This window comes from Kitasatospora sp. NPDC034023 (genome assembly GCF_055575795.1).
In genome coordinates, this window is record NZ_JBVIRY010000007.1 from 173891 (window position 1) to 200065 (window position 26175).

Consider the following 26175-nt stretch of genomic DNA (forward strand, 5'->3'; position numbering starts at 1 on the left):
ACGATGTACGACTCGGAACCCGCCGACCGGCTGGTCACGGCCGCCGCCGACGGTGAGGACCAGGCGGTCGAGGCGGCGCTGCGCCCCAAGCTGCTGGACGAGTTCATCGGTCAGGAACGGGTGCGCGAGCAGCTGTCCCTGGTGCTCCAGGCCGCCCGCAAGCGCGGCAGCGCGCCCGACCACGTCCTGCTGAGCGGGCCTCCCGGGCTGGGCAAGACCACCCTGTCCATGATCATCGCGGCCGAGCTGGGCGCCCCGATCCGGATCACCTCCGGCCCGGCCATCCAGCACGCGGGCGACCTCGCGGCGATCCTCTCCTCGCTCACCGAGGGGGAGGTGCTCTTCCTCGACGAGATCCACCGGATGTCCCGGCCCGCCGAGGAGATGCTCTACATGGCGATGGAGGACTTCCGGGTCGACGTGATCGTCGGCAAGGGCCCGGGCGCCACCGCCATCCCGCTGGAGCTGCCGCCCTTCACGCTGGTCGGCGCCACCACCCGGGCCGGCCTGCTGCCGCCCCCGCTGCGTGACCGCTTCGGCTTCACCGGCCACATGGAGTTCTACGCCCCGGCCGAGCTGCAGCGGGTGGTGCACCGCTCGGCCGCGCTGCTGGACGTGGAGATAGACACGGCCGGCGCCGCCGAGATCGCCGGGCGCTCGCGCGGCACCCCGCGCATCGCCAACCGGCTGCTGCGCCGGGTCCGCGACTACGCGCAGGTCCGGCACGACGGCCAGGTCGACGCCGGGATCGCCGCCCAGGCGCTGGCCGTCTACGAGGTGGACGCCCGCGGCCTTGACCGGCTGGACCGTGCGGTGCTGGACGCGCTGCTGCGGCTGTTCGGCGGCGGACCGGTCGGTTTGTCGACACTCGCGGTCGCGGTGGGGGAGGAGGCCGAGACGGTCGAGGAGGTCGCCGAGCCCTTCCTGGTCCGCGAGGGCCTGCTCGCCCGGACTCCGCGCGGGCGGATCGCCACCGCCGCCGCCTGGCAGCACCTCGGCCTGACTCCTCCGGCGCAGACCTCGCGGGCGCAGACCCCGCCGCTCCAGGCGACCCGCGTCGGCGTCCCGCCCCAACCGGAGCTCTTCCCGGCCGACGAAAGTTGACCGTCATCGGCTGAACGGGTGAGCCGTACCGGGCCGTCCCCGCCCGTGCAGCCGCCGCACCGCAAGGAGGAGTCACGAGGGAAGCCCGGGGAATCTGTGCAGGCGGAGGCTCGCCACTTTCGGCAACAGGATGCGATGCTTGGCGTTGTCCGATCGATTCGGGGTTGCATAGACTCCGCCGGACCGCCCCTCTCACCTGACGGGCCGACCAATACCACACAGGCCGCCGGCCGGCGGCCCGTAAAGGACCCTGGCTGCAGTGAACCTCATCATCCTTCTCCTCCCGGTCGTCGCGATCGTGCTCATGTTCCGATCGCAGAAGAAGCGCCAGCAGCAGCAGCAGAGCATGCAGACCGCGCTGGAGCCCGGGGCTGGAGTGCGCACCATCGGCGGTCTGTACGCCCAGGTGAAGGCGGTCAACGAGGAGACCGTCGAGCTGGAGATCGCGCCCGGCGTGGTCACCCACTTCACCAAGAGCGCGATCGCGGCCGTCCTGGACCCCCAGGAGTACGACGCGATCATCAACGGTCGCCCCGCCGACGACGAGCTTCCCGAGCCGGAGGCCGAGGACGCCGACGCCGAGCCGGTCGAGGACAAGCCGCTGTCGCTCACCAAGGACGGCGCCGAGAAGGGCGACGTCGAGGGCGGGGCTCCCGCGAGCAAGTAGTACGGCCGGGCAATCCGCTCGGCCGCGCGGCGCAGTGCCGCGAGCCCACAGGACCTCAGGGCCGCAGAACCTCCGTACCCCCGTTCAGCCACGAGCCGGACGGGGGTCCGGTCGGGGAGGTGGCATGGACAGGGAGAAACGAGCAAGGTGGCAACACCCAAGTCGCGCCCGCGCGACGGCTACCCAGGGCGGGCGCTGGCCCTCATCCTGGTCGTCACCGTCGGACTGGTCGCCCTCATGTTCGGGACGGGCAACACCAAGCCCCGACTCGGGATCGACCTCGCAGGCGGCACCAGCATCACGCTGACCGCGAAGTCGACCGACCCCAAGGCGATCACCAAGTCCAACATGGACATCGCCACCGGGATCATCGAGCGCCGTGTCAACGGTATGGGTGTCTCCGAGGCGGAGGTCCAGACCCAGGGCGACAACACGATCATCGTGAACATCCCCAAGGGCGGCAACCAGCAGAACGCGGCGGACCAGGTGGGTACCACCGCCAAGCTGTTCTTCCGCCCGGTCCTGGCCGTGGCTCCCAGCGGTGTCACCGCTCCGACGCCCACCGGCACCCCGTCCGCCGCCGCCACCGGCACCCCGGGCGCGACCCCGTCGGCCGGTGCCACCCCGCCGGCCGGTGCCGCGACCGGCACGCCGTCCGCGACCGCGAGCGCCACCAAGCAGGGCCGCACCGTCGGCGAGGCGCTGGCCGCCGAGGGCGCCAGCCCGTCCGCCCCCGCCACCGGCAGCGCCGCCCCGGCCGCCACCGGCGCTCCGAGCGCCCCGGCCACCCCGCCGAGCGCCGCCGACCTGAGCGCCGCGATGACCCAGGGCACCGTCCCGCCGGAGCTGTCCGCCGCCTTCGCCGCCCTCGACTGCACCAAGCCCGAGGTCCGCGCCACCCAGACCGGCCCCGAGGACAAGGCCGTCGTCGCCTGCTCCCAGAAGGCCGAGAACGGCTACTACGAGAAGCTGGCCCTCGGCCCCGTGGCCGTGAAGGGCTCGGACGTCACCAAGGCCCAGCCCTCGCTCGACACCCAGACCGGCGCCGGCTGGCAGGTCCAGCTGCAGTTCAACGGCACCGGTACGGACGCCTTCTCCAAGATCACCGGCCAGCTGGCCACCCAGGCCCCGCCGACCAACCAGTTCGCCATCGTGCTGGACAACCAGGTCGTCTCGCACCCGCAGGTCAACGGCCCGATCCCGGGCGGCAGCGCGGTCATCACCGGTCGCTTCTCGCAGACCGAGGCGCAGGACCTCGCCAACGTGCTGGGCTACGGCGCCCTGCCGCTGGAGTTCGCCAAGAGCGACATCACCACCGTCTCCCCGGCGCTCGGCAGCGACCAGCTCAAGGCCGGCCTGGTGGCCGGCGCGATCGGCATGCTGCTGGTCGTCGCGTACTCGCTGGTCTACTACCGCGGCCTCGGCCTGGTCTCGATCGCCGGTCTGATCGTCTCCGCGATCCTGACCTACTCGATCATGAGCCTGCTCGGCGGCGGGATCGGCTTCGCGCTGAACCTGCCCGCGGTCTGCGGTGCGATCGTCGCGATCGGTATCACCGCCGACTCCTTCATCGTGTACTTCGAGCGCATCCGCGACGAGGTCCGCGAGGGCGCCCCGCTGCGCCCGGCGGTCCAGCGGGCCTGGCCGCGCGCCCGGCGCACCATCCTGGTCTCGGACTTCGTCTCCTTCCTCTGTGCCGCCGTGCTCTACGTGGTCTCGGTCGGCAAGGTCCAGGGCTTCGCGTTCACCCTGGGGCTGACCACCGCGCTCGACGTCGTGGTGATCTTCCTCTTCACCAAGCCGCTGATCACACTGCTGGCCCGCCGCAAGTTCTTCCTGAACGGCCACCCGTGGTCCGGCCTGGACCCCAAGCGGCTGGGCGCCCGCCCGCCGCTGCGCAGCAGCCGTCGCCGTAACTCCTCCTCTGCCGCCGTGAAGGAGGCCTGACACCGTGTCGCGCTTCTCCAATCTGGGTCACCGGCTCTACCAGGGCGAGGTCAGTTTCGACTTCGTCGGGCGCCGCAAGCTCTGGTACTCCATCTCCGGTGCGATCGTGCTGGTCGCGGCGATCGGCCTGGCCATGGGCCTGCACCTGGGCATCGAGTTCAAGGGCGGCTCGGTCTACACCGTGGCCAAGCCCGGCCTGTCCGTCTCGCAGGCGCAGGAGAAGGCCGACCAGGTCGTCTCCTCGCACCCGCTGGTGCAGTCGACCGACAACGGCAAGATCCGCATCCAGGTCAGCACCGAGGAGCCGAAGAGCTCGGACGAGGTGCGCTCGCAGCTCGCCGAGAAGATCGGCGTTCCGCTGGACACCGTCGAGGCCCAGGTGATCGGCCCCAGCTGGGGCAAGCAGATCTCCAACAAGGCGCTCACCGGTCTGATCGTCTTCATGATCCTGGTGACGGTCTACCTGGCGATCGCCTTCGAGTGGCGGATGGCGGTGGCCGCCCTGGTCGCCCTCATCCACGACCTCCTGATCACCATCGGCGTCTACGCCCTGGTGGGCTTCGAGGTCACCCCCGGTACGGTGATCGGCTTCCTGACGATCCTCGGTTACTCCCTCTACGACACGGTCGTCGTCTTCGACACCGTGAAGGAGAACACCAAGGGGCTCACCAAGCAGAACAAGCTCACCTACAGCGAGGCGGCCAACGCGGGCCTCAACCAGACCCTGGTGCGCTCGCTCAACACCACCGTGGTGGCGCTGCTGCCGGTGGCCGCGCTGCTGTTCATCGGCGGCGGCTTCCTGGGCGCCGGCACGCTGAACGACATCTCGCTCGCGCTGTTCATCGGTCTCGCGGCCGGTGCCTACTCCTCGATCTGCGTCGCCACCCCGCTGCTGGCGCAGCTCAAGGAGGAGCAGCCGACGATGAAGGCGCTGCGCAAGCGGGTCCTGCAGCACCGGGCCTCGGCCGCCAAGGCCGAGGACGCGGTGCCCGCGGACGAGCTCGCGGACGAGGGCCAGCCTGCGGGTATGGTCGGTCAGCGTGGTCGCTCGGCCGGCACTCGTGCCAAGGGCCGTCCGTCCACCAAGAGCTGAGCCCCGACCCTAAGGACCGACACCGTGACCACCGCCGACACCGCACTGGCCGAGCTGCTGAACAGCCGGATCCGGGACGTCCCGGACTACCCGAAGCCGGGTGTGCTGTTCAAGGACATCGCGCCGCTGCTCGCCGACGCCGAGGCCTTCGGCGCCCTCACCCGGGCGCTGGCGGACCGGGCGAAGGAGCTCGGGGCGACCAAGGTGGTGGGCCTGGAGGCGCGCGGCTTCGTGCTGGCGGCCCCGGCGGCCTTCGCGGCCGGGCTCGGCTTCGTGCCGATCCGCAAGCAGGGCAAGCTGCCCGGCGAGGTGTTCCGGCGCTCGTACGAGCTGGAGTACGGCGCGGCGACGCTGGAGGTGCAGTGCGACGCCTTCGCACCGGGTGAGCGGGTGCTGGTGGTGGACGACGTGCTGGCCACGGGCGGCACCATCGGCGCCTCGCTGGACCTGGTGAAGGAGGCCGGCGCCGAGCTGGCGGGCGTCGTGGTGCTGATGGAGCTGGGCTTCCTGGACGGCCGCGCGCGGCTGGCCGGGCACCTGAACGGTGCTCCGCTGGAGACGCTGGTCACGGTCTGAGGCAACTGCGGAAGGGCGGCGGTCGGAACATCCGACCGCCGCCCTTCCGTTTCGTGGCCCGGCCGGATGAACACCGGGGCGCCCGGCTCGGTACCATGAAGATTCATCCCCTCCCGGTTGTGTCCGTCCGTTCGGGCCACGGCAGGGGTCGGCCCGGTGCCCCGAGGAGTAGTCCTTGCCCGACGAGGTTGTGCCCACGGCCGCAGCGGCCGCCCCCGAAGACAGTCCCACGCCCTCGGGGGCCACCCCGGCACGCCCGGCGCCGACCTCCTCGCGTTCGCTCGCCCCGTCCGGCCGGGGCTCCACCGGTGGCATGCGCGCCCGCCTGGCCCGCCTCGGCGGCCAGCGCACCAGCGTGCTCAACCCCGTCCTGGAGCCGCTGTTCCGCTCGATCCGGGCCAACGACCCCAAGGCCGACCCGGCGCTGCTGCGTGACATCGAGAAGGCGTACGCGGTGGCCGAGAAGTGGCACCGCGGGCAGAAGCGCAAGAGCGGCGACCCGTACATCACGCACCCGCTGGCCGTCGCGACGATCCTGGCCGAGCTCGGCATGGACGCCCCGACCCTGATGGCCGGGCTGCTGCACGACACCGTCGAGGACACCGACTACGGCCTGGAGACCCTGCGCAAGGACTTCGGCGACTCGGTGGCCCTGCTGGTCGACGGCGTCACCAAGCTGGACCGGGTCAAGTTCGGCGAGGCCGCGCAGGCCGAGACCGTCCGCAAGATGGTCGTGGCGATGGCCAAGGACCCGCGCGTCCTGGTGATCAAGCTGGCCGACCGCCTGCACAACATGCGCACGATGCGCTACCTCAAGCGGGAGAAGCAGGAGAAGAAGGCCCGCGAGACGCTGGAGATCTACGCCCCGCTGGCGCACCGGCTGGGCATGAACACCATCAAGTGGGAGCTGGAGGACCTCGCCTTCGCGATCCTCTACCCCAAGATGTACGACGAGATCGTCCGGCTGGTCGCCGAGCGCGCCCCCAAGCGGGATGAGTACCTGGCGACCGTGATCGACCAGGTCCAGGCGGACCTGCGCGGCGCCCGGATCACCGCCTCCGTCACCGGTCGGCCGAAGCACTACTACTCGGTCTACCAGAAGATGATCGTCCGGGGCCGGGACTTCGCCGAGATCTACGACCTGGTGGGCATCCGGGTCCTGGTCGACACCGTCCGCGACTGCTACGCGGCGCTGGGCACCATCCACGCGCGGTGGAACCCGGTGCCGGGGCGGTTCAAGGACTACATCGCGATGCCCAAGTTCAACATGTACCAGTCGCTGCACACGACGGTGATCGGCCCCGGCGGCAAGCCCGTCGAACTCCAGATCCGCACCTTCGACATGCACCGGCGGGCCGAGTACGGCATCGCCGCGCACTGGAAGTACAAGCAGCGCGCGGTCGCCGGGGCGTCCAAGGTCCGCACCGACACCCCGACCCAGGTCCGAAAGGACGACAAGGCCGGCGCCGTCAACGAGATGGCCTGGCTGCGGCAGCTGCTGGACTGGCAGAAGGAGACCGCCGACCCGGGCGAGTTCCTGGAGTCGCTCCGCTTCGACCTGGCCAGCAACGAGGTCTTCGTCTTCACGCCCAAGGGCGACGTGATAGCCCTGCCGGCCGGCGCGACCCCGGTCGACTTCGCCTTCGCGGTGCACACCGAGGTCGGCTACCGGACGATAGGCGCCCGGGTGAACGGGCGGCTGGTGCCGCTGGAGTCGACCCTGGAGAACGGCGACACCGTCGAGGTGTTCACCTCCAAGGCGGAGAACGCAGGGCCGTCCCGGGACTGGCTGGGCTTCGTCAAGTCGCCGCGCGCCCGCAACAAGATCCGCGCCTGGTTCTCCAAGGAGCGCCGCGAGGAGGCGATCGAGCACGGCAAGGAGGCGATCGTCCGGGCGATGCGCAAGCAGGGCCTGCCGATCCAGCGGATCCTGACCGGCGACTCGCTGGTCACCCTGGCCCACGAGATGCGCTACCCCGACATCTCCTCGCTCTACGCCGCGATCGGCGAGGGCCACGTCGCCGCGCAGAACATCGTCCAGAAGCTGGTCCAGGCGCTCGGCGGCGAGGAGGGCGCGACCGAGGACCTGGCGGAGACCGCCACCCCGACGCACGACACCCGCCGCGCGGCGCGCCGCCGGGCCAAGGGCGACCCGGGCGTGATCGTCAAGGGCGTCGAGGACGTCTGGGTCAAGCTCTCCCGCTGCTGCACCCCGGTGCCGGGCGACCCGATCGTCGGCTTCGTGACCCGCGGCAACGGCGTCTCGGTGCACCGCGCCGACTGCGTCAACGTCGAGGCGCTGAGCCAGCAGCCGGAGCGCATGATCGACGTCGAGTGGGCGGCCACCCAGTCCTCGGTCTTCCTGGTGGCCATCCAGGTCGAGGCGCTGGACCGCTCCCGCCTGCTCTCGGACGTCACCCGGGTGCTCTCCGACCAGCACGTCAACATCCTGTCGGCGGCGGTGCAGACCTCCCGCGACCGGGTGGCGATGAGCCGTTTCACCTTCGAGATGGGCGACCCGAAGCACCTCGGCCACGTGCTCAAGGCGGTGCGCGGCGTCGAGGGCGTGTACGACGTCTACCGCGTCACCTCCGCGCGCAAGTAGCCGCGCGCGAGCAGCCGCACGCGAAGGGGCCCCGGGATCGACCCGGGGCCCCTTCGGTGTTCCTGCGGCGTCCGATCAGCCGCTGAACTCCTCCTGGCTGCGGTGCGCCTGCTCCAGCAGGGTCTGCACGCCGGTCAGCTCGGACTCCAGCTTGGCGACCCTGGAGGCGTTGCCGGCGGCGCGGGCCTTGTCCAGGTCGGCCTGGATCTTGTCGGCCTTGGCCTGGAAGAGGCCGACCATGCCGGCCGCGCGGGCCTTGGCCTCCGGGTTGGAGCGCTTCCAGTCGGCGTCCTCGGCCTCGCGGATGGCCCGCTCGACCGCGTTCAGCCGGCCGTCCAGCTTCGGACGGACCTCGCGCGGCACGTGCCCGATCGCCTCCCAGCGCTCGTTGACCTCGCGCAGCGCGGCCTTGGCGGCCTTCAGGTCGGTGATCGGCAGGATCGCCTCGGCCTCGTCGGCCAGCGCCTCCTTGAGCTTCTGGTTCTCCACCTGCTCGGCGTCCCGCTCGCTGAACACCGCGGAGCGGGCCTGGAAGAAGACGTCCTGCGCGCCGCGGAACCGCGCCCACAGCTCGTCCTCGATGTCCCGCTGGGCCCGGCCGGCGGACTTCCAGCGCGCCATCAGGTCGCGGTAGGAGGCCGCGGTGGTGCCCCAGTCCGTGGACGAGGACAGCGCCTCGGCCTCGGCGACCAGCGCCTCCTTGGTCTGCCGGGCCGTCTCGCGCTCGGCGTCCAGGGTGGCGAAGTGCGCCTTGCGGTGCTTGGAGAAGACCGAGCGGGCGTGCGAGAAGCGGTGCCACAGCTCGTCGTCGCTCTTGCGGTCCAGGCGCGGCAGGCCCTTCCAGGTGTCCACCAGGGCGCGCAGCCGGTCCCCGGCCTCCCGCCACTGGGTGGACTCGGCGAGCTGCTCGGCTTCGGAGACCAGGGCGTCCTTGGCCGCGCGGGCCTCGTCCTGGGCCTTGGCGCGGGCGGCCTTGCGCTCCTCGCGCCGGCTCTCGATCTCGCCGGCGAGCGTGTCCAGCCGCTTGGCCAGGGCGTCCAGGTCGCCGACCGCGTGCCCCTCGACGACCTGCGCGCGCAGGTGCTCCAGCGCGGTCTGGGCGTCCTTGGCGGCCAGGTCGGTGGTGCGCACCCGCTTCTCCAGCAGGCCGATCTCCACCTCGATGCCCTGGTACTTGCGCTCGAAGTAGGCGAGGGCCTCCTCGGGCGAGCCGGCCTGCCAGGAACCCACGACGCGTTCGCCGTCGGCCGTCCTGACGTAGACCGTGCCCTGCTCGTCCACACGGCCCCACGGGTCGCTGCTCATAGCGCGTCCTCCACATGACGTCGCGCCCGCGCCGGGGCGGCGCGCGTCCGTCGTCCACAGTTGATGTGCGGCGGACCGATGAGTCCGCCGTCCCCGTCCGCCGTGCCTTTCTGCCGAGGGTGACGGCCAGGCGGGTGCGGGCACCCTATACAACGCCAACATAGGCGACCAGGCCCGGTGCTGTCCGCATCCGGGCCGGGCGATTTCGGTCCGGGGCCGGGCGATTTCGGTCCGGGGCCGGGCGGGGGCGGCGTGGACGCCGGCCGCCGACGGCCCCGGAGCCTATCAACCCTTCGACACCGTAACGGAGTTGAAGGTCACGTCGGCCATCGGGTGGCCGTCCGGGGAGCCCTCCAGGGTGCCGGCGGCAGCGATCTTCTGCACCGCGTCCAAGCCGCCGCTGATCTTGCCGAAGGGGGTGTAGTTCGGCGGCAGCTTGGTGTCCTTGTAGACCAGGAAGAACTGGCTGCCGTTGGTGCCCGGGCCGGAGTTGGCCATCGCCACGGTGCCCGCCGGGTAGGTCGCGCCGGCCAGGTTCTCGTCCGCGAACTTGTAGCCGGGGCCGCCCGTCCCGCCCGGGACGGTCGCGCTGGCGGTCGGGTCGCCGCACTGCAGCACGAAGATGCCGTCGGTGGTGAGGCGGTGGCACTTGGTGTGGTCGAAGTACTTCTCGCCGGCCAGGAAGGCGAAGGAGTTCACGGTGTGCGGGGCCTTGGCCGCGTCCAGCGCGATCGTCACCTTGCCGCAGTTGGTGTCCAGCGCCATGGTGTACGCGGCGCCCGGGTCGATCGACATGGCCGGCTCGGCCTGCCACTTCTTGCCGTTGGGGGCGCCCGGCGCCGGGTCGGCGCAGCCCTCGACCGGCTTGCGGGTCGGGGTGGTCGGCTCGCCGGCCTGGGTCGGCGCGGCCTGCGGGGTGCTCGCGGCCGAGGTGCTCTTGTCCTTGTCGTCCGAGCTGAACGCGCCGGTGGCGATCAGGGTCCCGCCGCCGGCCAGGACCACGACGGCCAATGAGGAGCCCAGGATCGTGTTGCGGCGCCTACGCGCGGCCGCCGCCTCGACCCGGCGCTCCAACTGGCGCTCGTACTTCTCGCGGGCGAGCTGCCGCCGCCGCTGTTCGCTACTGACCACCGGCCGTGTCTCCTACGGATGTGCGGGGAAAAAGTGGATGGATTCCGGAGCGGATCATCGCATCCCTCGGCGGCCAAGTGTAGGGACCGGGCCCGTAAGGACGCGGTGAACCTGTCAGAAGGCCGCGTCCCGCCACCCCCATCTGGTTCGCAACCGGAGCCGTACCGCCGGTAGGCTGCCCGTACACCACTTGACTTTCCATCCTCGTCGCCACCGACCGCATCACGAAGGACGCGCGTGTTCATCGCCGGATTCCCCGCTGGAGCCTGGGGCACCAACTGCTACCTGGTCGCTCCGGCGGCGGGCGAGGAGTGCGTCATCGTCGACCCCGGCCACCAGGCGGCTTCCGGCGTCGAGGAACTGATCCGCGAACACCGGCTCAAGCCCGTCGCCGTGCTGCTCACGCACGGCCACATCGATCACGTGGCCTCGGTGGTCCCGGTCTGCGGCGCCCGCGGCGTCCCGGCCTGGATCCACCCCGAGGACCGGTACATGATGTCCGACCCGGAGAAGGCGCTCGGCCGCTCCCTGGGCACCCAGCTGATGGGCGAGCTCACCGTCGGCGAGCCCGACGACGTGCGCGAGCTCACCGACGGCAGCGTGCTGGAGCTGGCCGGCCTGCATCTCACCGTGGACCACGCCCCGGGCCATACCGGGGGGTCGGTGACCTTCCGGACGCCCGGTGCCGAGGACCTCCCCCCGGTGCTGTTCTCGGGCGACCTGCTGTTCGCCGGCTCCATCGGGCGTACCGACCTCCCGGGCGGGGACAGCGAGGCGATCATGACCTCGCTGGCCCGGGTGTGCCTGCCCCTCGACGATTCCACCGTGGTCCTCTCCGGCCACGGCGGTCAGACCACCATCGGCCGCGAGCGCGCCACCAACCCCTACCTCCGACAGGCAGCGGGGGCGGTCGGCGCCCCGGCTTTCCCGCGACGAGGAATGTGACGGAAGAGAAGTTGAGCACCTTCACCGCCCCCAAGGGCACCTACGACCTGCTGCCCCCCAGCTCCGCGACCTTCCTGGCGATCCGCGAGCGCATCGCCGCGCCCGCCCGCCGGGCCGGCTACGGCTACGTCGAGACCCCGGTCTTCGAGGACGTGAAGTTGTTCTCCCGCGGCGTCGGCGAGTCCACCGACATCGTCACCAAGGAGATGTACAACCTCACCACCAAGGGTGGCGACGAGCTCGCGCTGCGCCCGGAGGGCACCGCCTCGGTGCTGCGCGCCGCGCTCCAGGCCAACCTGCACAAGCAGGGCAACCTGCCGGTCAAGCTCTGGTACTCCGGCTCGTACTACCGCTACGAGCGCGCCCAGAAGGGCCGCTACCGCCAGTTCTCCCAGGTCGGCGCGGAGGCGATCGGCGCCGAGGACCCGGCGCTGGACGCCGAGCTGATCATCCTCGCCGACGACGCCTTCCGCTCGCTGGGCCTGAGCGACTACTCGCTGCTGCTCAACAGCCTCGGCGACAAGCAGTGCCGCCCGGTCTACCGCGCCGCCCTGATCGAGTTCCTGGCCGGCCTGGACCTGGACGAGGACACCCGCCGCCGCGCCGAGATCAACCCGCTGCGCGTCCTCGACGACAAGCGCGAGTCGGTGCAGGCCCAGCTCACCGACGCCCCGAAGCTCCGCGACTACCTGTGCGAGGAGTGCAAGGCGTACGACGAGAAGGTCCGTGAGCTGCTCACCGCGGCCGGCGTGGCCTTCGTGGACGACCCGAAGCTGGTCCGCGGCCTGGACTACTACACCCGCACCACCTTCGAGTTCGTGCACAACGGCCTCGGCGCCCAGTCCGCGATCGGCGGCGGCGGCCGCTACGACGGCCTGTCCGAGATGATCGGCGGCCCGGCGCTGCCGTCCGTCGGCTGGGCCCTCGGCGTGGACCGCACCTTCCTCGCGCTGGAGGCCGAGGGCGTCACCCTCGACCTGCCCGCCGCCACCGCCGTGTACGCGGTCGCGCTCGGCGAGGAGGCCAAGAACATCCTGTTCGCCAAGGTGATCGAGCTGCGCCGGGCCGGCGTCGCCACCGACCTCGCCTTCGGCGTCAAGAGCATCAAGAACGCCATGAAGTCCGCCGACCGGTCCGGCGCCCGCTTCGCCCTGATCGCCGGGGACCGGGACCTCGCCGAGGGCGTCGTCCAGCTCAAGGACCTGAGCACCGGCGAGCAGACCCCCGTCGTCCTCGACGCACTCGTCACCACCCTGAAGGAGAAGCAGCTGTGATCCGCACGCACGACGCGGGCACGCTCCGCCCGGAGCACGCAGGCACCACCGTCACCCTGGCCGGCTGGGTCGCCCGCCGCCGCGACCACGGCGGCGTGGCCTTCATCGACCTGCGCGACGCCTCCGGCACCGTGCAGATCGTGGTCCGCGACCTCGACTCGGTGCACGGCCTGCGCGCCGAGTACTGCGTCAAGGTCGTCGGCGACGTCCGCGTCCGCCCCGAGGGCAACGAGAACCCCGACATCCCGACCGGTGCCGTCGAGGTCGTCGTCAGCGGGATCGAGGTGCTCTCCGAGGCCGCCCCGCTGCCCTTCCCGGTCGCCGAGTACGAGCCGGGCACGGTCAACGAGGAGGTCCGGCTGCGCTACCGCTACCTGGACCTGCGCCGTGAGGGCCCGGCCAAGGGCCTGCGGCTGCGCTCCAAGGTCAACAACATCATCCGCCGGGTGATGGAGGAGAACGACTACCTCGACATCGAGACGCCGTACCTCACCCGCTCCACCCCCGAGGGCGCCCGCGACTTCCTCGTCCCGGTCCGCCTGCAGCCCGGCCACTGGTACGCGCTGCCGCAGTCGCCCCAGCTGTTCAAGCAGCTGCTGATGGTGGCCGGCATGGAGCGCTACTACCAGATCGCCCGCTGCTTCCGCGACGAGGACTTCCGCGCCGACCGGCAGCCGGAGTTCACCCAGCTGGACATCGAGGCCTCCTTCGTCGACCAGGAGGACATCCTGGCCCTCGGCGAGAAGATCATCGGTGCCGTCTGGCGCGAGGTGCACGGCTACGAGATCCCGAACCCGCTGCCCCGGATGACCTACGCGGACGCCATGGGCCGCTACGGCTCCGACAAGCCGGACGTCCGCTTCGGCCAGGAACTCACCGACCTCACCGAGTACTTCAAGGGCACCGAGTTCCGCGTCTTCCAGGCCCCGTACGTCGGTGCCGTGGTCATGCCCGGCGGTGCCTCGCAGCCGCGCAAGCAGCTGGACGCCTGGCAGGACTGGGCCAAGGCGCGCGGCGCCAAGGGCCTGGCCTACGTGCTCATCGACGCCGAGACCGGCGAGCTGCGCGGCCCGGTCGCCAAGAACCTCTCCGAGGAGCACCTGGCCGGCCTCGCCGCCGCCGCGGGCGCCAAGAACGGCGACGCGGTCTTCTTCGCGGCCGGCAAGGAGCGCGCCTCGCAGGAGCTGCTCGGTGCCGCCCGTCTGGAGATCGGCCGCCGCTGCCAGCTGATCGACGAGTCGAAGTGGGCCTTCCTCTGGGTGGTCGACTTCCCGATGTTCGAGCCGATCGAGGACGACAAGGGCGCCTTCCAGGGCTGGCACGCGGTGCACCACCCGTTCACCGCCCCGACCGCGGAGTCGCTGGACACCTTCGACACCGACCCGGGCTCGGCGCTGTCCAACGCGTACGACCTGGTCCTCAACGGCTCGGAGCTGGGCGGCGGTTCGATCCGTATCCACCAGCGCGACGTGCAGAAGCGGGCGTTCGACGCGATCGGCCTCTCCGAGGAGGAGGCGGCCTCGCAGTTCGGCTTCCTGCTGGACGCCTTCAACTACGGCCCGCCGCCGCACGGTGGTGTCGCCTTCGGTCTGGACCGGATCGTCACCCTGCTCGGCGGGTACGACACCATCCGCGACGTCATCGCCTTCCCGAAGACGTCCACCGGTGGCGACCCGCTGACCGGCGCCCCGACCCCGATCACCCCGGCGCAGCGCCGCGAGGCCGGCGTGGACGCCCAGCCCAAGGTCCGCGAGGACGCCAAGTCCGAGGCTCAGCCGAAGTCCTGACGAAGCGTCATCCGCTAACCTGCAACGGCCCCGGACGGTCCACCCACCGTCCGGGGCCGGTCCACAACGACGTGTGACACAGGGAGGGTTGACTCATGCAGGTCACAGAAGTCACAGAAGTCACCACGAGAGTCGAGTGTCCGCAGGACGCCCCGGCGACCAGACGCGTCCACATGGCCGCGTTCCCCGGCCCGGACGAGGCGGACCTGGTGGACGCGCTGCGTCGCGATCCCGCCTGGCTGCCCGGGCTGTCCCTGGTCGCGGTCGACGAGACCGGACTGGTGATCGGCCACGCGCTGCTGACCCGGCTGTGGGTCGGGGACGGTGAGGCGCTGGCGCTCGCACCGGTCGCCGTGGCGCCCGAGTGGCAGCGCAGGGGCGTCGGCGAACTCGTCGTCCGGGCCGCGCTGTCGGCGGCCGAGGAAGCCGGGGAGAAGCTCGTGGTCGTCCTCGGCGATCCCGGGTACTACGGGCGGTTCGGCTTCGCGCCGGCCGGGCGGTACGAGGTCGCCGGCCCGTTCGAGGTGCCGGAGGCCTATTTCCAGACGCTGCCGCTGGCGGCGTACGACGGCGGCCCGCGCGGGCTCTGCCGCTACCCCGAGCCCTTCGTCGCGGTCTAGGCCGCCGCTCCTCGCCGTCGGCCCTGTTCCGTTCCGGCCTGCGAATCCGCCGTGCTGCGCCTACGGTGAGTGTGCATCAGCGTCGGTCGGACGGAGGAGCAGAGCGTGGCCGCGAAGCCGGAGCGACTGGCGAGGAAGCCGTACGAGCGGGAGCTGCTGCGGCTGCAGCACGAGCTGGTGAAGCTCCAGGAATGGGTGCGGGTCGAGGGCGCCCGGCTGGTGGTGGTCTTCGAGGGACGTGACGCCGCGGGCAAGGGCGGAGCGATCAAGCGGGTGACGGAGTACCTGAACCCGCGCATCGCCCGGGTCGCGGCGTTGCCCACGCCGACCGAGCGGCAGAAGAGCCAGTGGTACTTCCAGCGGTACGCCGAGCAGTTGCCGGCGGCCGGGGAGATCGTGCTGTTCGACCGGAGCTGGTACAACCGCGCCGGGGTCGAGCGGGTGATGGGCTTCTGCACCGACGAGGAGTACTGGCAGTTCCTGCACCACTGCCCGACCTTCGAGCGGATGCTGATCGAGGCGGGCATCCTGCTGCGCAAGTACTGGTTCTCGGTGAGCGACACCGAGCAGGAGCAGCGCTTCCGGGACCGGCTGGAGGACCCGATGAAGCGCTGGAAGCTCTCCCCGATGGACATCGAGTCGATCATCCACTGGGAGGACTACTCGCGGGCCAAGGACGAGATGTTCGTCCACACCGACATCCCCGAGTCGCCCTGGCACGTGGTGGAGAGCGACGACAAGCGCCGGGCCCGGATCAACATGATCGCCCACCTGGTCTCCAGCCTGCCGTACCACGAGATCAAGGCGCCGCGGATCGAGCTGCCGCCCCGCCCGGCCTCGCGCGGCTACCAGCGGCCCCCGCGCGACCTCCAGAAGTACGTTCCGGACCACGCTGCCAAACTGGACTGAAGACGGGGTTTCTCCGGACGCCGCATCCGAGAAACGGCCCCGCGTGGCGTCCGGACGTCCTCAGGAGGCACGCTCATGTTCGTTCGCACTGTCTATGCCACCGGGAACCCGGACCGGATCGAGCAGACCCTCGACGCGCTCCGCACCGAGGCCCTCGCACTGCTCTCCGGCCGGCCGGGCTACCGCGGCTACGGGCTGTTCGCCGACCGGGAGCTGGGCAAGATCGCCATGGGCTCCTGGTGGGAGTCCGCCCAGGCCGAGCGCGACAGCGACCGGGAACTGGGCGGCCGCCGCGCCGAGCTCCTGGCGACACTCGCGGGCACCGTGACCACCGAGGTCTGGGAGGCCGTGGTGGTGGCCCCGCCCGGCGAGGCCGGACCGGGCGCCGGGTTCCGGCTGGTGCGGGTCGACGTCGACCCGGCCGGGGTGGACCGGCTGGCCGACGTCTTCCGAGAGCGCGCGCTGCCCACGCTGGAGAAGATGCCGGGATTCGTGACCGGCGCGCTGCTGGTCGACCGGGCGACCGGCCACGGCTCTGTGGGCGCGGTCTTCGCGGACCGGGACAGCCTGGTGGCCTCCCGCGGACCGCAGGCCGACGCCCGGGCCCAGGCGATCGCCGTGGCCGGCGCCACCCTGCGGTCGGTGGAGGAGTTCGACGTCGTCCTGATGGACCGCCGTCCGCCGCAGCAGTGAGCGGTGAGCGGTGAGCGGTGAGCGTTGAGCGGTGGGCGGTGAGGAGCGGGCAGTGAGGAGTGTCGCAGCCCTCGCATAGGCTTCCGGTGTGGACGAACCGGACCTCTTCACCGCCGCCGCCGAGGAACGCCAGGCCAAGGAGCCCGGGCGGGCGCCCCTGGCCGTACGGATGCGCCCGCGCACCCTGGACGAGGTGGCCGGGCAGCGGCAGCTGCTGAAGCCCGGCTCGCCGCTGCGGCGGCTGGTCGCGGGCTCGCGCGGCCCGGCGGCCACCAGCTCGGTGATCCTCTGGGGGCCGCCCGGCACCGGGAAGACCACCCTGGCGCACGTGATCAGCCAGGCCGTCGAGGGGCGCTTCGTCGAGCTGTCCGCGATCACCGCCGGGGTCAAGGAGGTCCGGGCGGTGATCGACGGCGCCCGGCGGGCGGTCGGGATGTCCGGCCGGGAGACGGTGCTCTTCCTGGACGAGATCCACCGCTTCTCCAAGGCCCAGCAGGACTCGCTGCTGCCGGCCGTGGAGAACCGCTGGGTCACCCTGATCGCGGCGACCACCGAGAACCCGTACTTCTCGGTGATCTCCCCGCTGCTGTCCCGCTCGCTGCTGCTCACCCTGGAGTCGCTGACCGACGAGGACATCCGCGCGCTGCTGCGCCGCGCGGTGGCCGACGAGCGCGGCCTGGGGGGCGCGCTGGAGCTGACCGAGGAGTCCGAGGACCACCTGGTGCGGCTGGCCGGCGGGGACGCCCGGCGGGCGCTCACCACGCTGGAGGCGGCGGCCGGGGCGGCGCTGGAGAAGGGTGAGTCCAGCATCACGCTGGCCACCACGGAGACGGCCGTCAACCAGGCCGCGGTGCGCTACGACAAGGACGGCGACCAGCACTACGACGTGGCGAGCGCGCTGATCAAGTCGATCCGGGGCAGCGACGTGGACGCCACCCTGCACTACCTGGCCCGGATGATCGAGGCGGGGGAGGACCCGCGGTTCATCGCCCGCCGGCTGATGATCTCGGCCAGCGAGGACATCGGCCTGGCCGATCCCACGGCACTGCAGACGGCGGTGGCGGCCGCGCAGGCGGTGGCGCTGATCGGTTTCCCGGAGGCGCGGATCATCCTCTCCCAGGCGGCGATCGCGCTGGCCCTGGCACCCAAGTCCAACGCGGCCTACCTGGCGATCGACGCGGCGCTGGCGGACGTCCGGCAGGGCCTGGCGGGCGCGGTCCCGGCTCACCTGCGGGACGCGCACTACGGCGGCGCGGGCAAGCTCGGCCACGGCCAGGGCTACCAGTACCCGCACGACCTGCCGGAGGGCATCGCCACCCAGCAGTACGCCCCGGACGCGGTGCACGGCAAGGAGTACTACCAGCCGACCCGGCGCGGCGGCGAGGCCCGCTACGCGGACGTCGTGGACTGGACCCGGGGGCGGCTGCGCGGGGAGCGCCGCAGCGAGAAGCAGACGGAGCGCAAGCCCGGGAAGTCGGCCGAGAAGGCAGTCGAGAAGGCGGCCGAGCAGACGCCCGGGGAAAAGGGCGAGTGATCGGCGGCTATACTCGATCGGAGTGCCATGTCTCGGGACGGCGGCGGGGGAGACCCCACCGACCGGCCGCACCAGCGGGACATCGGCGGTAGGCCTCTTCCGAGGGGCCCGCAGCAGGAGCGTCGCGCACCGTTTCGGTGTCGCGGGCGGCCCGGATTCCGGGCCGGTCCGTGTGACAAGCACTTTCGTGCCCGGCTCCGGAGAGCGGCTGATCCCATCGCGCAGGCGGCGGGGTTTTCTCCGGGTCGCGACGTGCGACCTCCGTCAACACCTGGTGAAGCCGTATTCGTAAGCAAGGAAGGTTTGGTTCATGGCGAACCAGAAGCGTCCCAAGGTCAAGATCGCGCGTGCGCTCGGCGTGCCGCTGACCCCGAAGTCCGTCAAGTACTTCGAGGCCCGCCCGTACCCGCCCGGCCAGCACGGCCGTGGTCGCAAGCAGAACTCGGACTACAAGGTCCGTCTGCTCGAGAAGCAGCGTCTGCGCGCTCAGTACGACCTGAGCGAGAAGCAGATGGCGCGCGCGTTCGACCGCGCGAAGAAGGCCGAGGGCAAGACCGGTGAGGCGCTCGTCGCCGACCTGGAGAGCCGTCTGGACTCCCTGGTCCTGCGTTCGGGCATCGCCCGCACCATCTACCAGGCCCGCCAGATGGTCGTCCACGGCCACATCGAGGTCAACGGCGGCAAGGTCAACAAGCCGTCGTTCCAGATGAAGCCGGGCTTCGTGGTCACCGTCCGCGAGCGCAGCAAGGAGAAGGTCCCCTTCCAGGTCGCCCGTGAGGGTGGCTACGCGGGTGAGGGCCAGACCCCGAAGTACCTCGAGGTCAACCTGAAGGCCCTGGCCTTCCGCCTGGACCGCGCGCCGCAGCGCAAGGAGGTCCCGGTGATCTGTGACGAGCAGCTCGTCGTCGAGTACTACTCGCGCTGACCCGCGAGCGGTTCCGCTCTTCGCAGGACCACAAGCGAGCCCCCGTCGCCTTTCGAGGCGGCGGGGGCTCGCCCCTTTTCCGGTGCCGGCCGTTCAGGCGCTCACCTTCCGGTGCTCGCCGCTCAGACGGCCTCGCCGGCCATCGCGGCGGCCAGCCGCAGGTGCGGGCGGGCCTCCGCGGCGCGGCCCTGGCGCTCCAGGGTGCGGCCGAGCATCATCCGGGCGTAGTCCTCGGTCGGGTCGGCATCCAGGATCCGGAGCAACTCGGCCTCGGCGCGGCCGAGTCGGGCGGAGTGGTAGTAGCTGCGGGCGAGCAGCAGCCGGACGGAGAGGTTGGCCGGCTCCTCGGCCAGTACGCCCTCGAGCATGCGGGCGGCGTCGGTGTACGCCTTGGAGTCGAAGTAGAACGTCGCCATGCGGTACTCGTCGGCGGTGTTGTGGACGGCCATGGTGCTCCTTCCGGGTGGATCCTTGCCCCCTCAAGCAATGGACAAGTTTCAACTATTCCGGACCTCAGCTGTTGCGGACCGGCGAGGGAGCGGGAGCGGGCGGCACCGAGCAGGGACCCGGGCCCGGCTCCGGACCGTCCGCCGAGCCTCCGCCGCCGAGCGCCCGGGAGACGGCCTCGTCCAGGTCCAGTCGGGTGCCGGCCTCGTAGCACTCCTCATACTCCCGCTCGGTCAGCCCGGCCCGAGCCCGCTCGGCGCACTCCTGGTGGGTGCCGAAGAAGTTCCGCGAGCCGAGGAACGGGGTCCCGACCGTGCGCCAGATCCGGTGCGCGGCACCCTGCAGCACCCGGGCCTCGCGCAGGTTGCCCGGCTCGCCCGGGCCGCTCGGCTCGGTCTCCAGAAGCGCCAGCAGGTCGATCCCCAGCACGATGCCGAGCAGGTCGTGGAAGCGGTGGTTCAGCCGCACGCACTCCCGGGCCAGCGCGCGGGCCGGCTGGACGGCGCCGTCCAGCCAGTGCGAGTAGGCCGTCGCGTACAGCACGTACGCGTACGCCCACTGCTCGCCGTGCTCCTCGCACAGCTCGCGGGCCTGGCCGAACCAGAGCTCGCCGCTGTCGAGGTCGCCCTGGAACAGGTAGGCCAGGCCGAGTTCCAGCATGGCCATCACCACGTTGCTGTTGAGCTCGCCGATGGTCCGGTAGTGCCAGAGCGCCTCCTCGAACAGCTCGGCGGCGCGGTCCGGGTCGTCGCCGATCAGGGCGGCGCAGCCCTGGCGGTGGACGGCGTAGGCGAGGGCCCGGTCGTCGCCGGTGTCCAGGGCCTGGCGGCGGCACTCCTCCAGGGCCGGACGGGCGACGGCCAGGTCGCCCTGGAGGGTGGCCATGTAGCCGGTCACCCAGAGCGCCTTGGCGCGGGCCTCGGTGGGTTCGCGGTCCAGGGCGAGCGCGCGGTCCAGCCAGTGCCGACCCTCGCCGAGGTGGCCGCAGCCGACCCAGTAGAACCAGAGCGTGCCGGCCAGCAGCAGGGCGATCTGCTCCTCGCCGGGCTCGGCGAGGCAGAACTCCAGCGCCGCGCGGAGGTTGGTGTGGGCGAGTTCGGTGCGCTCGGCGGTCTCCGCCTGGCGGGGGCCGAACCACTCGACCTCGCCCCAGGTGGCGACGCCCAGGTACCAGTCGCGGTGGCGGCGCAGCAGCCGCTGCTCCTCGCCGGCGGCGCGCAGCCAGTGGCCGCCGTACTCGCGCAGGGTGTCCAGCAGGCGGAAGCGGACGCCGAAGCTGCTGTCCTCGCGCAGCACCACGGACTTGGCGACCAGTTCGTCGAGCAGGTCCAGGACGTCCTCGGGTTCGACGCCGTCGCCGGCGCAGACGTACTCGGCGGCCTCGAGGTCGAAACTGCCGGCGAAGACCGACAGGCGGGCCCAGAGTAAACGTTCCTGCACCGTGCAGAGCTCGTGACTCCAGCCGATCGTCGTGCGCAGTGTCTGGTGCCGCGGCAGGGCCGTCCGGGAGCCGCCGGTGAGCAGCCGGAAGCGGTCGTCCAGACGGGCGGTGATCTGCTCCACCGACAGCGCGCGCAACCGTCCGGCCGCCAGCTCCACGGCCAGCGGGATGCCGTCCAGCCGTCGGCAGAGCAGACCGACCGCCTCAGCGTTGGCCTCGGTCACCTCGAAGGAGGGCAGCACCGCCTTGGCCCGGTCGGCGAACAGCCGCACCGCGTCCGGCAGCGAGCCGGGCGCCGGGGGGTCGCCGGGCGACGGGTCGACCGGCAGCGGCGTCAGGGTCAGCAGGTGCTCGCCGGAGGCCCGCAGGGCGGTGCGGCTGGTGGCCAGCACCCGCAGGCCGGGCAGCGCCCGCAGTAGGGCGTCCGCCAGCTCGGCGCAGGCCTCGACCAGGTGCTCGCAGCCGTCCAGCACCAGCAGCAGACGCCGGCCTGCCAGCCGCTCGGCCAGCACGTCCAGCGGCGGACGGGCGGTGCCGTCGGTCAGCCGCAGCGCCTCCAGCACGGCGTGGCCGAGCAGCAGCGGGTCCTGCACCGGCGCGATGTCCACCAGCCAGGTGCCGTCCGGGAAGACGCCGTCCGCGCGGGCCGCCGCGCGCAGTGCCAGCCGGCTCTTGCCCACCCCGCCCGGGCCGGTCACCGTCACCAGCCGGGCGGCGGCCAGCAGGTCCGCCAGGTCGGCCAGTTCCCGCTGCCGCCCGACGAAGCCGGTCACCTCGGCCGGCAGCCGGCCGTGCTCCGGCTCGCGCGGCCCCGCCGCGGTCTCCCAGGGCTGTGCTGTCCAGTCGCCGGCCAAGCGCTGCTCCCCGTGTTCCAGGCCGGACCGCTCGCGGTCCGGACGTGCTCGGGCCGTCCGCGCGACGACCTGCCTGGCAGAACGAGGTGACCGGACGGTAGGTTACGCGCGCGGTTCGCACACCCGGTCGGGTCGCCCGCGCCGACCACCCGGTCCGGAAACCGGGCGTGGGCGCGATAGGGTTCCGTCTGGGAGAACAGCAAGGCGAGGGAGCGCGCAAAGGTGTCCGTGGGAGAGCTGGCCGGGTTGCTCGTCGCCGTGTTCTGGGCGGTCCTGGTCACCCTGCTCGCGGTTGTGCTGGTCCGCCTCTCACGCGTGCTGAAGGAGGCCGCCGTCCTGGTCTCCGCGGTCACCGAGCAGGCCGTGCCGCTGCTGACCGACGCGGGCGCCGCGGTGCGCAGCGCCAACGAGCAGCTGGAGCGGGTCGACGAGATCACCGCCAACGTGCAGGACGCCGCCGCCAACGCCAACGCGCTCTCCTCCACCGTGGCCGCCACCCTGGGCGGACCGCTGGTGAAGGTCGCGGCCTTCAGCTACGGCGTCCGCAAGGCGGTCTCCAAGCAGCAGGGCAGCCTGCCCTCCGTGCCGCTGCAGACCGGTGAGCGCGAGGAACTGGCCCGGCTGATCCGCGCCGAGGTGCGTGCCGCGACCGCGCCCAGGGGCGGCCTGCTCTCCAGGGTCCGGCGAGCGGTGAGGGGCTGACGGCATGGTGCGACGCATCTTCTGGATGGCGGTCGGCGCCGGCGCCACCGTCTGGGCCATGAACAAGGCCAACGAGGCCGTGCACCGGCTCACCCCGGACAGCCTCTCCGGCACCGCGGCGCGCGGTGCGCTGCACCTGGGCGACCTGGCCAAGCAGTTCGCCCAGGACGTGAAGGCCGGCATGGTCGAGCGCGAGGAGCAGCTGAAGGACGACCTCGGACTGCGCGGCACCGCCGTGGTGGAACCCCGGAGCGCGCGCCGCGTCCTGCGCGGCGAGCCGCAGTACCGAGCTATCTCGGCGGCGCCCGGCAGCCCGGCCGCCGCCCTGCCCCCCGCCCGCAGTGCCCGCACCACCCCCCATGCCACTGAAGAAACGCCCCGCCGCGCTCTGCCGCCGCGGGGCGGCACCCCGAACCGGAAGGACCACTAATGGAGTCGGCTGAGATCCGCCGCCGCTGGCTGCGCTTCTTCGAGGAGCGCGGCCACACCGTCGTTCCGTCGGCGTCCCTGGTCGCCGACGACCCCACCCTGCTGCTCGTCAACGCCGGCATGGTGCCGTTCAAGCCCTACTTCCTGGGCGAGGTCAAGCCGCAGTTCTCGCGCGCCACCAGCGTCCAGAAGTGCGTGCGCACCCTGGACATCGAGGAGGTCGGGAAGACCACCCGGCACGGCTCCTTCTTCCAGATGTGCGGCAACTTCTCCTTCGGCGACTACTTCAAGGAAGGAGCCATCAAGTTCGCGTGGGAGCTGCTCACCACTCCCGTCGCGGACGGCGGCTACGGCCTGGAGAAGGAGAAGCTCTGGATCACCGTCTACAAGGACGACGACGAGGCCGAGCAGATCTGGCGTGACGTCATCGGCGTCCCCTCCGAGCGGATCCAGCGCCTCGGCATGAAGGACAACTTCTGGTCGATGGGCGTCCCCGGCCCCTGCGGCCCGTGCTCGGAGATCAACTACGACCGCGGCCCCGCGTACGGCGAGGAGGGCGGCCCCGCCGTCAACGGCGAGCGCTACCTGGAGATCTGGAACCTGGTCTTCATGCAGTACGAGCGCGGCCACGGCGACGGGAAGGACGGCTTCGAGATCCTCGGCGACCTGCCGAGCAGGAACATCGACACCGGCCTCGGCCTGGAGCGCCTCGCCGCCATCCTGCAGGACGTCGACAACCTCTTCGAGATCGACACCAGCCGGATGATCCTCGACCGCGCCGCCGAGCTCACCGGCCACACCTACGGCGCCGACCACAAGTCGGACGTCTCGCTGCGCGTGGTCACCGACCACATCCGCACCGCGCTGATGCTGGTCGGCGACGGCGTCACCCCCGGCAACGAGGGCCGCGGCTACGTGCTGCGCCGCATCCTGCGCCGCGCCATCCGCAACATGCGTCTGCTGGGCGCCACCGAGCCGGTGGCCAAGGAGCTCATCGACGTCGCCATCAAGGCGATGGCCCCGCAGTACCCGGAGCTGGAGACCGACCGCAAGCGCGTCGAGACGGTCGTCGTCGGCGAGGAGGTGGCCTTCCTGCAGACCCTGAAGGCCGGCACCAACCTGCTGGACGTCGCGGTCACCGAGACCAAGCAGGCCGGCGGTGCGGTGCTCTCCGGCGAGCAGGCGTTCAAGCTGCACGACACCTACGGCTTCCCGATCGACCTGACCCTGGAGATGGCCGAGGAGCAGGGCCTCCAGGTGGACGAGGCCGGCTTCCGCCGCCTGATGCAGGAGCAGCGGGACCGCGCCAAGGCGGACGCCAAGGCCAAGAAGATGGGCCACGCCGACGTCGCCGCGTACCGCGAGGTCGCCGACAAGTCCGGCGCGAGCGTCTTCACCGGCTACGCCCTCACCGAGGGCGAGGCCTCCGTGGTCGGCCTGCTGGTGGACGGCGTTCCCTCGCCGGCCGCCTCCGAGGGCGACGAGGTCGAGATCATCCTCGACCGCACCCCGTTCTACGCCGAGGGCGGTGGCCAGCTCGCCGACCACGGCCGGATCCGGCTGGAGTCCGGCGCGGTGGTGGAGATCCGGGACGTGCAGCAGCCCGTCCCGGGCGTCATCGTGCACTCGGGTGGCGTGCTGTTCGGCGAGGTCGTGCTGGGCGCCTCGGCGTACGCCACGATCGACATCGAGCGCCGCCGGGCGATCGCCCGCGCCCACTCGGCCACCCACCTGACCCACCAGGCGCTGCGCGACGCGCTCGGCCCGACGGCCGCCCAGGCCGGCTCCGAGAACGCCCCCGGCCGCTTCCGCTTCGACTTCGGCTCGCCCGCCGCCGTCCCGGGCAGCGTGCTGGTCGACGTCGAGCAGAAGATCAACGACGTGCTGGGCCGCGAGCTCGACGTCACCGCCGAGGTCATGACGATGGACCAGGCCCGCAAGGCCGGCGCCATCGCGATGTTCGGCGAGAAGTACGGCGACGAGGTCCGGGTCGTCTCCATCGGCGACTTCTCCAAGGAGCTGTGCGGCGGCACCCACGTCGGCAACACCGCCCAGCTGGGCCTGGTGAAGCTGCTCGGCGAGTCCTCGATCGGCTCCGGCGTGCGCCGCGTGGAGGCGCTGGTCGGCGTCGACGCGTACAAGTTCCTGGCCCGTGAGCACACCGTGGTCTCCCAGCTCACCGAGCTGGTCAAGGGCCGCCCGGAGGAGCTGCCGGAGAAGATCTCGGGCATGCTCGCCAAGCTCAAGGACGCCGAGAAGGAGATCGAGCGCTTCCGCGCCGAGAAGGTGCTGGCCGCCGCGGCGGGCCTGGCCGACTCGGCCGAGGACGTGCACGGCATCGCCGTGGTCGCCGCGCAGGTCGCCGACGGTGTGGGTGCGGACGAGCTGCGCAAGCTGGTCCTGGACGTGCGCGGCCGCCTCGGCGCGCGCCCGGCCGTGGTCGCCGCCTTCACCGTGGCGAACGACCGCCCGCTGACCGTGATCGCCACCAACGAGGACGCCCGCGGCCGTGGCATCAAGGCCGGCGAGCTGGTCCGGACCGCCGCCAAGACCCTCGGCGGCGGCGGTGGCGGCAAGGACGACGTCGCCCAGGGCGGCGGCTCCAACCCGGCCGCGGTCGGCGAGGCCATCGCCGCGGTGCGCGGCCTGGTCGCGGAGCGCGCCAGCTGATGGAGCACGAGGAGAGGCCCTTCCGGCGTGGGCGGCGGATCGCCGTCGACGTCGGTGACGCCCGGATCGGGGTCGCGTCCTGCGACCCCGACGGGGTGCTCGCCACGCCCGTGGAGACCGTCCCGGCCGGCGTGAAGTCGCAGGCCAGGATCGCCGCCATCGTCGAGGAGTACGACGCGATGGAGGTGATCGTCGGGCTGCCGCGCTCGCTGAGCGGCAAGGAGGGCCCGGCGGCGGAGAAGGTCCGCGCCTACGCGGCGCGGCTGGCCAACCGGCTCTACCCGGTGCCGGTGCGGCTGGTGGACGAGCGGATGTCGACCGTCACCGCGACCCACGGGCTGCGCGCCTCGGGCGTCAAGGCGAAGAAGGGTCGCTCGGTGGTCGACCAGGCCGCCGCGGTGGTGATCCTGCAGACCGCCCTTGAGTCCGAACGGGTGAGCGGACGCCCGCCCGGTGAGAGCGTCGAGGCGCTCGGCTGAGGAGCCTGATCTAACGTCCCGGTTGAGGGGTCCGTGCG

Annotated in this window: 22 protein-coding genes; 18 read left to right on the top strand and 4 right to left on the bottom strand. The window is 71.8% G+C overall.

The genetic code is table 11. The annotated features are described in order from the left end of the window. Positions 1 to 3 precede the first annotated feature (3 nt). The 6 genes from ruvB to ACZ52R_RS13585 all read left to right on the top strand — a co-directional run bounded on the left by ruvB (position 4) and on the right by ACZ52R_RS13585 (position 7992). Positions 4 to 1104 carry a Holliday junction branch migration DNA helicase RuvB gene (ruvB, locus tag ACZ52R_RS13560; protein ID WP_465661835.1) on the top strand — a complete coding sequence of 367 codons (1101 nt, stop codon included), beginning with the start codon at positions 4 to 6 and terminating at the stop codon, positions 1102 to 1104. 259 nt (positions 1105 to 1363) lie between these two features. Further along, on the top strand, positions 1364 to 1771 hold the full coding sequence (gene yajC / locus ACZ52R_RS13565; protein WP_465661837.1) for a preprotein translocase subunit YajC: 408 nt from the start codon (positions 1364 to 1366) through the stop codon (positions 1769 to 1771). 147 nt (positions 1772 to 1918) lie between these two features. Continuing rightward, positions 1919 to 3718, top strand: coding sequence for a protein translocase subunit SecD (gene secD / locus ACZ52R_RS13570; RefSeq protein WP_396287728.1), 1800 nt, complete (start codon positions 1919 to 1921; stop codon positions 3716 to 3718). Positions 3719 to 3722: 4 nt separating this feature from the next. Beyond that, the gene (secF, locus tag ACZ52R_RS13575; protein ID WP_465753484.1) at positions 3723 to 4811 is read left to right on the top strand and encodes a protein translocase subunit SecF; all 1089 of its coding nucleotides are present in this window, start codon (positions 3723 to 3725) and stop codon (positions 4809 to 4811) included. Positions 4812 to 4835: 24 nt separating this feature from the next. Continuing rightward, positions 4836 to 5387 (top strand): adenine phosphoribosyltransferase, encoded by a 552-nt coding sequence (locus tag ACZ52R_RS13580; protein ID WP_465753485.1) that lies wholly within the window; start codon positions 4836 to 4838, stop codon positions 5385 to 5387. A gap of 175 nt (positions 5388 to 5562) precedes the next feature. Further along, entirely contained in the window at positions 5563 to 7992 is a 2430-nt protein-coding gene (locus tag ACZ52R_RS13585; protein ID WP_396287727.1) for a RelA/SpoT family protein, read from the top strand. 75 nt (positions 7993 to 8067) lie between these two features. On the opposite strand, the gene ACZ52R_RS13590 is transcribed toward ACZ52R_RS13585, so the two are convergent. Both ACZ52R_RS13590 and ACZ52R_RS13595 read right to left on the bottom strand, forming a co-directional pair. Continuing rightward, positions 8068 to 9297 (bottom strand): DUF349 domain-containing protein, encoded by a 1230-nt coding sequence (locus ACZ52R_RS13590; RefSeq protein ID WP_360498475.1) that lies wholly within the window; start codon positions 9295 to 9297, stop codon positions 8068 to 8070. 285 nt (positions 9298 to 9582) lie between these two features. Then, positions 9583 to 10428 (bottom strand): peptidylprolyl isomerase, encoded by an 846-nt coding sequence (locus ACZ52R_RS13595; protein WP_465617059.1) that lies wholly within the window; start codon positions 10426 to 10428, stop codon positions 9583 to 9585. Between the two features lie 237 nt (positions 10429 to 10665). Here ACZ52R_RS13595 and ACZ52R_RS13600 point away from each other — a divergent pair, with 237 nt between their 5' ends. The 8 genes from ACZ52R_RS13600 to rpsD all read left to right on the top strand — a co-directional run bounded on the left by ACZ52R_RS13600 (position 10666) and on the right by rpsD (position 19115). Next, a complete protein-coding gene (locus ACZ52R_RS13600) occupies positions 10666 to 11373 on the top strand; it encodes an MBL fold metallo-hydrolase (protein ID WP_360498479.1) in 708 nt (235 codons plus the stop codon). Between the two features lie 11 nt (positions 11374 to 11384). Continuing rightward, a complete protein-coding gene (gene hisS / locus ACZ52R_RS13605) occupies positions 11385 to 12647 on the top strand; it encodes a histidine--tRNA ligase (protein ID WP_360498481.1) in 1263 nt (420 codons plus the stop codon). After that, positions 12644 to 14434 carry an aspartate--tRNA ligase gene (aspS, locus tag ACZ52R_RS13610; protein ID WP_465661841.1) on the top strand — a complete coding sequence of 597 codons (1791 nt, stop codon included), beginning with the start codon at positions 12644 to 12646 and terminating at the stop codon, positions 14432 to 14434. The genes hisS and aspS overlap by 4 nt, the downstream gene beginning before the upstream one ends. A 173-nt stretch (positions 14435 to 14607) precedes the next feature. After that, complete coding sequence (locus tag ACZ52R_RS13615; protein WP_360498485.1) at positions 14608 to 15054, top strand: GNAT family N-acetyltransferase; 447 nt, start codon at positions 14608 to 14610, stop codon at positions 15052 to 15054. Positions 15055 to 15159: 105 nt separating this feature from the next. Beyond that, the gene (ppk2, locus tag ACZ52R_RS13620; protein WP_465617065.1) at positions 15160 to 15963 is read left to right on the top strand and encodes a polyphosphate kinase 2; all 804 of its coding nucleotides are present in this window, start codon (positions 15160 to 15162) and stop codon (positions 15961 to 15963) included. A gap of 75 nt (positions 15964 to 16038) precedes the next feature. Continuing rightward, positions 16039 to 16656 carry a hypothetical protein gene (locus ACZ52R_RS13625; protein WP_465617067.1) on the top strand — a complete coding sequence of 206 codons (618 nt, stop codon included), beginning with the start codon at positions 16039 to 16041 and terminating at the stop codon, positions 16654 to 16656. 88 nt (positions 16657 to 16744) lie between these two features. Beyond that, the gene (locus ACZ52R_RS13630; protein WP_465617069.1) at positions 16745 to 18190 is read left to right on the top strand and encodes a replication-associated recombination protein A; all 1446 of its coding nucleotides are present in this window, start codon (positions 16745 to 16747) and stop codon (positions 18188 to 18190) included. A gap of 310 nt (positions 18191 to 18500) precedes the next feature. Next, positions 18501 to 19115: a 30S ribosomal protein S4 gene (rpsD, locus tag ACZ52R_RS13635; protein WP_360498493.1), complete on the top strand. Its 615-nt coding sequence runs from the start codon at positions 18501 to 18503 to the stop codon at positions 19113 to 19115. A 122-nt stretch (positions 19116 to 19237) separates the two neighbouring features. On the opposite strand, the gene ACZ52R_RS13640 is transcribed toward rpsD, so the two are convergent. Together ACZ52R_RS13640 and ACZ52R_RS13645 are read right to left on the bottom strand one after the other, a co-directional pair. After that, positions 19238 to 19564: a tetratricopeptide repeat protein gene (locus ACZ52R_RS13640; protein WP_465617072.1), complete on the bottom strand. Its 327-nt coding sequence runs from the start codon at positions 19562 to 19564 to the stop codon at positions 19238 to 19240. Between the two features lie 64 nt (positions 19565 to 19628). Next, the gene (locus ACZ52R_RS13645) at positions 19629 to 21857 is read right to left on the bottom strand and encodes an ATP-binding protein (protein WP_465617074.1); all 2229 of its coding nucleotides are present in this window, start codon (positions 21855 to 21857) and stop codon (positions 19629 to 19631) included. Positions 21858 to 22079: 222 nt separating this feature from the next. Between ACZ52R_RS13645 and ACZ52R_RS13650 the strand changes: the two genes are divergently transcribed. Genes ACZ52R_RS13650 through ruvX form a run of 4 tightly spaced genes read left to right on the top strand, consistent with a single transcriptional unit; the run spans position 22080 to position 26137 of the window. Then, complete coding sequence (locus ACZ52R_RS13650) at positions 22080 to 22559, top strand: DUF948 domain-containing protein (protein WP_360498499.1); 480 nt, start codon at positions 22080 to 22082, stop codon at positions 22557 to 22559. 4 nt (positions 22560 to 22563) lie between these two features. Further along, the gene (locus ACZ52R_RS13655; protein ID WP_465617076.1) at positions 22564 to 22989 is read left to right on the top strand and encodes a DUF6167 family protein; all 426 of its coding nucleotides are present in this window, start codon (positions 22564 to 22566) and stop codon (positions 22987 to 22989) included. Further along, positions 22989 to 25658: an alanine--tRNA ligase gene (gene alaS, locus ACZ52R_RS13660; protein ID WP_465617078.1), complete on the top strand. Its 2670-nt coding sequence runs from the start codon at positions 22989 to 22991 to the stop codon at positions 25656 to 25658. Before ACZ52R_RS13655 ends, alaS begins: the two co-directional genes overlap by 1 nt. After that, complete coding sequence (ruvX, locus tag ACZ52R_RS13665; RefSeq protein WP_360498505.1) at positions 25658 to 26137, top strand: Holliday junction resolvase RuvX; 480 nt, start codon at positions 25658 to 25660, stop codon at positions 26135 to 26137. The genes alaS and ruvX overlap by 1 nt, the downstream gene beginning before the upstream one ends. Positions 26138 to 26175 lie beyond the last annotated feature (38 nt).

Excerpts from the sequence above, each read along its gene's own strand:
- ruvB (WP_465661835.1), top strand. The coding sequence starts at position 4 with ATGTACGACTCGGAACCCGCCGACCGGCTGGTCACGGCCGCCGCCGAC.
- ACZ52R_RS13590 (WP_360498475.1), bottom strand. The coding sequence starts at position 9,297 with ATGAGCAGCGACCCGTGGGGCCGTGTGGACGAGCAGGGCACGGTCTAC.
- ACZ52R_RS13615 (WP_360498485.1), top strand. The coding sequence starts at position 14,608 with ATGGCCGCGTTCCCCGGCCCGGACGAGGCGGACCTGGTGGACGCGCTG.
- ACZ52R_RS13625 (WP_465617067.1), top strand. The coding sequence starts at position 16,039 with ATGTTCGTTCGCACTGTCTATGCCACCGGGAACCCGGACCGGATCGAG.
- rpsD (WP_360498493.1), top strand. The coding sequence starts at position 18,501 with ATGGCGAACCAGAAGCGTCCCAAGGTCAAGATCGCGCGTGCGCTCGGC.
- ACZ52R_RS13640 (WP_465617072.1), bottom strand. The coding sequence starts at position 19,564 with ATGGCCGTCCACAACACCGCCGACGAGTACCGCATGGCGACGTTCTAC.
- ACZ52R_RS13655 (WP_465617076.1), top strand. The coding sequence starts at position 22,564 with ATGGTGCGACGCATCTTCTGGATGGCGGTCGGCGCCGGCGCCACCGTC.
- alaS (WP_465617078.1), top strand. The coding sequence starts at position 22,989 with ATGGAGTCGGCTGAGATCCGCCGCCGCTGGCTGCGCTTCTTCGAGGAG.
- ruvX (WP_360498505.1), top strand. The coding sequence starts at position 25,658 with ATGGAGCACGAGGAGAGGCCCTTCCGGCGTGGGCGGCGGATCGCCGTC.